Annotated in this window: 1 protein-coding gene (cut by a window edge); it reads left to right on the plus strand. The window is 30.4% G+C overall.

The window, feature by feature from the left end; translation table 11 throughout:
• Window positions 1-11,112, plus strand: part of the annotated coding region (locus tag ACH5BF_RS13685; RefSeq protein ID WP_423274823.1) for a hypothetical protein (this coding region is incomplete at both ends). 18,341 nt of the annotated region lie to the left of the window's left edge; 11,112 of its 29,453 annotated nt are in view.

The raw sequence follows: 11,112 nt of genomic DNA on the forward strand, positions 1-11,112 counted from the left end.
TAAAAGTGGATATGACTTTAATAATACATATAAGAATTTCTCTTATAAATCATTAGGTTCAAATACATATACTTATGAAACAAGTGATACTTATAAAGATAGAATAATTGACTGGGCAAATGATGATGATGGTGGACCTTGGGAGAAACACTGGAGAGATGTTGGTTATGGAAACTTTATTAATAACTATTCTGAATTAAATATGATTGCAAATGCTTATGATGATGTTGATTTCAGACTTGATTATTTATCAAATAGTGAATGGAGTGGTAATAATAACTCTTCTAAAGGTGATTTACCAATTTGGGGTGCTGATGAAGATGGTGCATTAGTTGAACTTGTAGGTAGAGATAGAATTTGGGTAAATGTAAAACAAGACCAATATGATTATGAATATAAATGGACTTCAAAATTCCATGACATGTATGATACAAGAATCAAATTAAACTACCAAATGGTAACTCAAAGCCAAACAGTTTATGATTTTAGACCTATATATGAAACAAAAAATGTACAAAAAGAGCATATTGATTGGGAAACTCAAACAGTTTACGAAACTCAAGCAATTATGGGAACACAAGAACAAGTTGTAACTGAAACTAGATATGAAGAAGGTGTTGGTCTTGGTGGAGACTATAGTGATAGTTTATTTGCAGATAATCTATTTATTAAAACTAAGTCTGATACAAATATTTTTGGTAATATTTATGGTATTGATACAATTGATATTTATGCAAAAAATTCTATTGATATCAAGGGTAAAATGGCTGAAGGTGATACAAATGAAACTATTTCAAAACTTGATGCTGATAACTCTATAAGACTTGTTTCTGATGATACTATATCTATTAGTGACTCAGCTAAAATTATAGGTACAAATAGCGTTGTTATTGAAGCTAAAAATAGTTTAACACTAGGTTCTGAGGCCTTAGCAAATGAACATGCAGCAATGGATGTAAATGATACAATTTCAGGTTATACAAAAGGTCAAATTGAAATTGAATCTACAAATGTAACTTTAAAATCTGGTTCAGATATGGTTTTAAGTGGAACAATCACTGCTTCTAATCAATTAACATTAAGTGCAGGAGATAATACAGTAAATAGTGTAAATGATGGTGGAATTACTGGGGATTATGAACTTGAATTAGATGCTAAAAATATCTCTATTTCAACAGGTACATTTGGTGGAAATGTTAATTTTGTTGGTTCAAAAATAAATGCTACAAATTCAATTACTATGAATGTTCAAGCAGGTCAAGTAAATCAAAGTATTGGTGCAATAAGTACTGATTTATTAACAGCAGACGCTGAAACAAAAATAAGTTTTGCAAATGCAAGTGTAAACAGTGTAGATTTAAGCTTAAATGATAAAGGAAATATTTCTCTTATTAATGATAAAGATCTTGAGATTATTGATGTAGAAGCTAAAAACGGTTCTATTGATATAACTGCAACAGGTGATATTGAAATTTTAAAAGCTACTACATTAGGAGTAAGTGATGTAAATGATATGACTGTTACAGCTAATAATTTTACTATTTATACATATAAAAACTCTGATGGTGTTGAAAGTGATTACTTATCTTCTCAATCTGATAGCAATTTAGAATTAGTTTCAACAAGAACTGAAGGTGGTAATGTATATTTAGGTTCTATTTCATTAGGAACTAGAGGGGACTTTACTGTAAATGCAAGTGCATCTATCTTAAAATCAACTAATCTTGATGATAGTGCAGTAGATAATATTTTTGTAAATGCCGATGAGGTTATTTTAACTTCAATTGGAAATATTGTTATAGATACAAAAGCAAATAGTTTATCTGCAAATATAAATGCAAAAGGTAATTTAATAGTTAATCAAACACTAAAAGATAAATTATTATTAAAAGATGTAAGTTTATCTAATGGTAATATTTTAGTAAATAGTGATGCGATTGTTGAACTTGGAAGTGTAAATGTTAAAACAGATACAAATGTAGAAACTGAAGCAGTATTTGATACAGATGGAAGTAAAATTTCAGATGCAGTAAAAACTGATAATCTAATTACTATAAATGCAAATAGTGATATTTTAATTCAAAAAGTTTGGTTTGGAAATGATGAATCAGAACAAGTAGTTAATAATATTAGTGGAGATATTGTATTAAATTCTGGTGGTATCATTAAAGAAAGCTTTGGTGATGATGAAGCAGATATTATTGCTGATACAATTGATTTTACTGCTGTAACGGGAGTAATTGAACTTGAAACAACACTAAATAAAATTACAAATATTACTACTACGTCAGGTAATGTGATTTTAACAGAAGTAGATAGAGTTGCTGACATTACAAAAGGTCTTGAACTTGGAAATATTTCAATTGCTGCAACAACAGATACTATTGTAGATATTACATCTCAAAATGACTTATTAGTAAGAGCAGATTCTTTAATCAAAGGTGCAAGTATTATTCTTGAAAGTACTGAAGGAAGCATTAGTGTTGAAACTCCAGAATCATATGTAGAAAATGATACTTCAACAGATAGCTTAGTTTACACAGAAGGTGTAAGTTTCACAGCATTTGATACTATTGATTTATATAGATTCTTTAATGCTCCTGAGTTTATTATTTATAAAGCAGGTGATCATTTTGAGTTTGGAACAGTAAGTGATCCAGAATCAGCAGACTTTAATAAATCAACATTAGTACCAGAAAATATTGAATCAGATACAGTAATTTTAAATTCAGGTGTAACAATCTCTATTGATGGAACAATTACAGCTAAAGATAGATTAGAGTTAGTTTCTAAACAAAATATTAATATTTCAGGTGATATCTTAGCTAAAGATTTAAATATTAGTGAAGTATATATTAAATCTACAGGTGAAAATACTATTAAGTCTATTGTTGATTCATCAGGTTCAGGTGTAGCAAATGTTTCTGGAACAATAAAAGAAACACCATCAGGTTTTGTAAATATTAATACAGCAGGTATTGAAGCAATTAATTTTGAAATTAGAGCTTTAAATGATATCTTTATTCAATTTGATGATAACTTTACATTAACTGGATTTGTTGGTGGACTTACTGGATTTGACAGTGCTAGAAATATTGATATTATTGTAAAAGATACTTTAAAACCAGATGATATAAGTAATAGTTTAACTGTTCAAGGTGGTATTGTAAGTGCACAAGATATTTTAAGACTTGAAGCTGATGATATAAGTAGTGATGACAGTTCAGTATTTATTGCTACAGACTTAATCGCTGTTGCAAAAGGTGGAATGTTATTAAATACTTTAGTTAAAACAGTAGATGCAGTATCTTCTAATGTAGGAAGCATCATAATAAACGAGGCTGATAATTTAGTAGTTAAAAATGTTTATGCAAATAACGGAAAAATAGATATTACAGCAGGTGGAGCATTAGATGTTTATAGTGCAATTACAGCTGTAGATTCAGGAGATGCAAGTGCTATTAATGCTTCAAGAATTTCACAAATTGATGATACTGCATTATCTGCTTTAAAAACAGCATACACTACAGCTTACTCAAGTGCAAATTATGAAACAGCAATGGAAAAAGCTCTTGAAATAGCACAAATAGGTAAATTAATTACAAGTGCAGTTGATCTTTATGAAGGAATATCTGTTTTAAAAGAGGCTATAACATTATACAACGAAGCAAATGCAGCTAAAACAGAATTAGATACGGCAAAATCAACTTTATCTGATTTCCAAACAGATAGTGCAGAGAAAACAGCATTAGATACTGCAACTTCAAATTTAACGACAATAGAAGGAGAAATTACTCCTCTAAAAACTGCATATGATAATGCTCTAGCTGATTTTAATTCAGCAGAGGAATTACAAACAGCAGTAATAACTAATATTATCAATGATAGAGTTACTTATTATAAATCAGAGTATACTTTAACTGATTTACAAGCTTTAAAACTAGTAAAAACAGAGTTTGATTTAGAAAAACAAAATGCACAGGATGAAGTAAAAGTTGCATTAACAAATTGGGAAGCAGATGAAAATAACACATCGTTAAGAGATATTCATATTGAAAAAGATAAGATATTAGATAGAAAAGCTTTATTCTCTAATGTTGCAGATAGTTTATTATCTGCTTTAAATTTAGGAGATGGTAGTTATTCAACGTTAATTTCAAATGCAAGTTCTTATACTATACCAGCATCTTACAGTACTAAAGTTTCAACATATGATACAGATTTTGCAGCTTATAAAACTGCAAATACTAATTTTGAGAATGCCTTAAGTGCTTATGATACATCATCTTTAAATACATATAAAACTAATATAGATTCATATGATTTAAATATAGATACATATAAAGCTGATACAGAAACTTATTATACAGATGCAAAAGCATTATATTCTGGAAGTGCTTCGGCAGTTGGAACTGCTAAAACAGCAGCAGATGATGCATTATCTGCTGCAAATACTGCATTAAGTGCAGTTACAACGGCACTTTCAAATATTAATAGTAGTACAATTACATCGGCTAAAACAGCTTTAGATACAGCTACTGCAAAAATTTCAATGGCAAATGCGGATTCATCTGTAAGTGAGGTAGTAGATTACTTTGATGCAATCTCTGCATTAGAAACAGCACAAGCTGCCTATACTTCATTATCTTCATCTGCTACAGAAACGCAAATAAATACAGCATTAGCTAATATAGAAACAGCACAAACAAATGTAATTACAGCATTAGCTGACTATAAGGCGGCAGTTACTGAGTACGAAACAGCATTATCTAATTATATTACAGCAGCTAAAAACTATAATACGAGTATTCAAACTTACCATGATAAAGTAGATGCTTACTATACAGCTGTAAATACATTTAATTCTAAAGTAGATGCTTATAAAACAGCAATTGAAGCTGATGGAACTAATACTTCAAGTTTAGGAACTATTCCTTCTCTTAGTTCATCAAGTATTACTAGAGTTACTGCAACTTTAGATAATAGTACTTTAACTACAGCTACAACAACTTTAAATACAAGTGAATATTCATTAATTGATGATTTAAGAGTGAACACTTTAGCAAAATTTGATACTATGAGTTCAGCTAGTGAAACATATAATAATAAACTTACAGAAAAAGAAACAGCACAAGAAACTGTAAATGCAGCACAAGATGCATATGATGCAAAAGAAGATACTTATAGTTCTATAGTTACTCAAAAGCAAGAAGCTTTATATGCTATCTTAAGTTTAGAAGGTGTTGATAAAACAGAAGCAAAAGTTACAACAAAACTAGCTGAGTTACAGACAAATATTAGTACAGAAGCTTCTAATATGAATACTGATTATACAAGCTTTATTGCAAATGTTGATTCAGGATTAACTTCTGCGTCTAATGTTTCTGATGGATTAGCAAGTGAAGATTATAAATCACAGTTTAGTGGTAATGATATTTTCTTAAGTTCAGCTGGTAATTTAAGAGTTGATTATGTTGAGTCAGGTGCAAATGCAGGTGCAGAGAAAGCAAATACTTCTATTGTATTAAACTCAGCAGGAATAATAAGTGAGCTTATTAACAACTCTAAAAATAGTGCAATGACAGCTACTCCAACTGATGCTGAAGATTTAGCTATCTTTAATAAAGAACAACAAGCTGTTGATGTATTTGGTTCTCAAGTATTTATTAAAAACCTTTCAACTTCATATGTTAGTTTAAGTGGAGCAGGAAATACTAATAACAGAGGATTATCTCTTGTAGATATAGAGATTGCTAATACTCAACCAAATGGAGTTAGTGTTGATGCTACAACAATTGAAAAAGATACAGCTGGTTATGAGGCAAAAACATATACAGGAGATAAGGTATTAATTATTCCAGAAGTTGTAACAACAGCTGTGGATATTACAACTAATGAAACATTAACAGTTGCTAAATTTAGTAGTGATGGAAAGAATGATTTAGCCTTTACTGCTGGGGAAGATTTAGTAATTGTTTCAGACTTAACTGTAGATGCAGATAAAAAAGTTACTTTAGATGCTTCAACTGGTGGAATTACTCTTGGAGGAACAATTACTGCTGGTACTTTAGATGTTACTGTTCAAGATGACTTCTCAGTTATTAGTAAAGTAGATACATTAGTTTTAGATGTAGTAGGAAGTGGTGATGTAACTATTGAGCAAACAGGTGATTTAACAATCTCTAGTTTAGATATGAATGGTGGAGATTTAGATATTGTTATTGATGGTGATATTACACTTAACTTTACAAATGATGCTTCAATTGGAGATATTAATATTACGGCAACAGGTTCTGTAATTATTACTGGTTTAACTGATTCTGCTAACGTTACAATAAGTTCAGGTGGAAGTGTTAACTTAACACTAGAAGCAGATACTTTAGATATTGAAGCTAATGGTGAGGTTACTATAAATGAAACTGATGATGTAATTGTAAACAGACTAGACCAAAATAATACAGACTTTAACTTAACACTTACAGCTGGTGGAAGTGTTGTATACAATGATAATATTGAAGCTACTAATGCTGCTGTTATTAGCATGAATGTTGGAACATTAACTCTGAATAATTCAATTGAGAGTGAAAATGGTGCTATTAGTTTAATCGCTTCAAACGGTATGAGCTTTAGTGCACAAGGTGATATTACAAATACTGCTGGAAATGTAAGTATTAACAGTGGAAGTGGTGTTCTTGAAATGAATGCAGAAACTGTATTTAACAGTGGAACTGGAATTTTATCATTAACTTCTGGCTCTGATATGACTATTGGAAAACTTCAAAGTCAATTTAGTGATAATGGAGGTTCTCAAGCAGCTATTGTTATAAATAGTGGTGGTTATGTTTATGATAGCGAAGATAGTACTATTGATATTGTTGCTGTAAATGAAACTGTTGAAATTAACGCTGCCAATGGTATTGGTGGTGGAGAATTTGAAGCTATCGAAACTAATGTAAAAGAGTTAATTTTAACAAATAGTACAACAGGAGATATTTTAATCTCTGAATTAGACGATATTGAAATTAGTAAGATTACTCAAGATGGTTCAGGTGTAATTACTTTAGAAACTGTTGATGGTTCTATTACTGTACAAAAAGATGGAATTAGTTCAACAAGTGGAAATATTACACTATACGCAGGAGGAAATGATACAACTAATTTCTTTACATTAAATGCTGATATTAATACAACAGGTGGAAGTGTAAGTATTACAACAGAACAAGGAGATGTGACACTTAAAGAAGACATTTTTGTAAATGGTTTAGGTGATATTTTAATAGCTGCAAATAATGGGGCTATTTTAAATGATATTACATCTTTAGATTGGGTTATGGAAAATAATCCAGCAAATGATAATTATGACTTCAATGAAGACCTTGTTTGGGTGTTTAAAAACTTTAAATTTGATATTGATAAAAATACAGGTGAAATAGTTGTTGCAAATGCTACACCTTATGAAGAACAACAATATTTTGCAAATGGAACAGTTCTTAAAGGTATTGCAGGTGCTTATATTCAAACAACAGAAGGAAAGATAACTTTAGAAGCTAAAGAGAATATCGGTGGTAGAAGTATAGATGATCCATTTGTTGGTATTGAAACACAAGAAGAACAAGCAAAAAGAGAACTTTTAGAAAAGATTGCATTAACTGTATTAGTTGATGCTGAAAAATTAACTATGTATAGTGCAAATAGAGATGAAATCTTTGTAACAGCTATGGATAGTGTAGAAGTAGTAAAAAGTGAAAAAGCAGGTTCAAAAGCAGGAGCTACAAATGTAACTACTTTAGCTTATAATGCTGAACAAACAATTACAGATGCAGTTGATGCAAGTGGTGAAGATATTGAGATTATTTCATCTGATATTAATATTGATGAGTCAGTAAGAAGTGCAGGTGGTGTATTAAATATTTCAACTATTAATCCATATGCAAATATTGCAATTGGAGATTATATTACAGATCCTGTTTTACTTGAGGCTTTACAGTTAGATAAATCAGAAATTGCAAACCTTGAAAATGGTTTTGAAGAGATTATTATTGGTAGCAGTACAAGTGCAAATAAAATCTACTTTGGTGATAAAGATGAAGACGATACTGTAGAAACGATTACTTTCCAAGATGATTTAGTAATTATGAATCCTCAAATTGGTGGTGAGATTTTTGTAAATAGAGATTTAGTTATCAATGATGATTCAAGCTTAAAAATCTATGGTTCAGGATTTACTACTACAATTAGTTCAGATATGACAGTTGATTCTTCTGTTTATATTAATGACTCTATTAAAATAGATGGTAGTGAACAAACTGATAATACAGTAGTTATAACTTCAGTTGATTCTCATATCACATTAGGAGATCATGTATCTCATACTTTAGATGGTGATGGTATAACAGGTGATGATAAGCTTATTGTAGATGCTGAACTTGATGTAAATATTACAGGTAAAGTTGGAAGTAATGACGCTTTAGAGTACTTAGAAGTAAATGGTAGAGATATTGACTTCTATAAAGAAGTAGTAGTTAATGGTGACTTAAAAATTGATGCATCAGGAGATGTATCATTTAGAGAAGATATTTTAATTTATGGTGACTTATATATCGAAAATGCAGATAGCATTGACTTCAAAGGTACAGTTACTGTAACAGGAGATATTTTCTTAGAAGGAAATAGTGTAGACTTTGCAGGTGTTGTAAAATCAACAAATAATGGAACATTAACTATTAGACCAGCAGAAAAAACTTTTGATATTGAAATTGCTAGTATGATGGATAACGCTGTAAACCCTGATGAGGTTTTAGAGCTTACTTATACTGAAATGTCATTAATTAAAGATGGTTTTGATTCTATCAAAATAGGTTACAACAATGGTGATAGAGCAGACTTTGGATTAGGAGATATCTTCCTTGGGCAAAAGAATGCAAATGCATATACATTCTTAGATACTGCATACTTATATGGTAATAAGATTATTGTTGAAGATGGTGTAACTAGTGATTATACACTTAAAACATTAGGTGATTTACATCTTGAAGCCTATAGCAATGTAGAAATTTATAACCAAATTACAGCAGGAACTACTGATAGCTTAGAAGATATTAGTATCTATTCTCAAACTGGAAAAATTGTTCAGTTAGATTATGAAAACTTTGGACATGATGGTGAACTTGGTGAATCTGAATATATAAAAGCAAATACTTTAAGTTTATATGCACAATCAGGAATGGATTTACAAGCATTATTAATAGATAATTTATCTGTTGAAAATAGTGGTGATGGTAATGTAATTCTTAATATTGTTGATAATAATATTAATGTTTCTAATGGAGCAACTGGTATTCAAGATGTAAATATTATTAAAGTATCTCAGTCAAGTGCAACTGGTACAGGTAATACTACAATTACTACTGAAAATGGTGATATTACAGTTCTTGATAGTGCAACTACTGTTTCAAGTGCGTTAGGTGATGTAAATGGTTCAGGTATTGATATCAAAGGAAGTGGAACATTAAATATTACAGCTAAAGATACAGGAGTAAATACTGATCTTAATATTAATAATACAATAACAGCTGTAGGTGGAGAGATTAATTTAGTTACAGATGGTAATGTAAATATAAATGCAGATATTTCAAATACTTTAGCACAAGGAAGTGGAGCAGTAGCTATTACTTCAAATAGTGCAAGTATTCTAATGATAGATGGAACTAAAATCAGTTCAATGGATGCAACTAATAATAATGGTTCTATTTCTCTTACAGCTGCAAATGATATTTCTTTATCTATTGTTGAAGCTGATGCTTCTGTAACATTAACAGCAGGAGGAAGTGTACTAGATAATTTAAGTAGTGAAGCGTCAAATATCCTAGGTGGAACAACATCATTAACAATAACAGCAGGAACAGGAATTGGAACAAACTCTGATGATATAGATACAACAGTAGCAAATATCACACTAACAAATAATACAAGTGGTGATATATACCTACAAGAAACAGATACACTAGAAATAAAAGGAATCACACAAAATAGTAGTGATGGTGTAATAAATATTGTTGTTGACTCAGGAGATATTACACAAAGTGGAAATATTACATCAGTAAATGGAGATATAAGTGTAATAGCTACATCTGGAAGTATCATAATGAATGATATAAAAGAGACAAACTCAACAGCAGGAAATATTACATATAACGCAAGTTCAAATGTAGAAGTAGCAATTATCAATACAACAGGAAATGTAACAGTAATAGCAGGATTAGCAATAAGTGATAACTTAAGTAGTGAAAATGCAAATATCACAGCAAATGAAGCAACATTAAGTGCAACAACAGGAATAGGAACAAATAGTGATGAAATAGATACAGATGTATCAACAATCTCTTTAACAAATATAACAAGTGGAGATATATTCCTAGAAGAAGATGATGACTTAATAATTTCTTCAATTAATTCACAAGGTACAAACGGTGATGTAGTAATCGTAACAGAAGAAGGAACAATTACAACAACAGGAACAATAACAACAAATACAAGTTCAGATGGAGATATATTACTTCAAGCAATAGGAACAGCATCTGATATCACAATAGGAGCAGCCTTATTAAGTACAGGTAATGTTTCATTAAACGCAGGAAGAAGTGTAAACCTAAATGCAAATGTAACAACATCAACAAGTAGTAAAACAATAGATGTTCTTGCAAATAATTCAATAACAATGATAGATGGAACAACTATCCAAACTAATGATGGAAATATCATTATAGAAGCAACAAATGGAAGTGTAACTACAGATAGCGTAAATGCAGGAACAGCAGATGTAGGTATTTATGCAGGAACAACACTAAGTGATATAGATGGAAGTTCATTAATTACAGCAAATGAGTTATTGATAAAAACAGGAAGTACAATAGGTGAAGGAAGTAATCACTTAAATACAGCAGTAGATGAAATAACAGTAAATAGTGGATCAGATGTATATATCACAGAAGCAAATGCAATAGAAGTAAATAGTGTAGATGTAGAGGTAAATAGAGTGGATGTTACAGGAGTAGCTACGCTTACAACAAGTTATGATACACAGTCTGATATAACAACAGGCGGAAGCTTAGT

Origin of the sequence: Arcobacter pernae (assembly GCF_049472135.1) — a bacterium.
GTDB lineage: Bacteria > Campylobacterota > Campylobacteria > Campylobacterales > Arcobacteraceae > Arcobacter_B.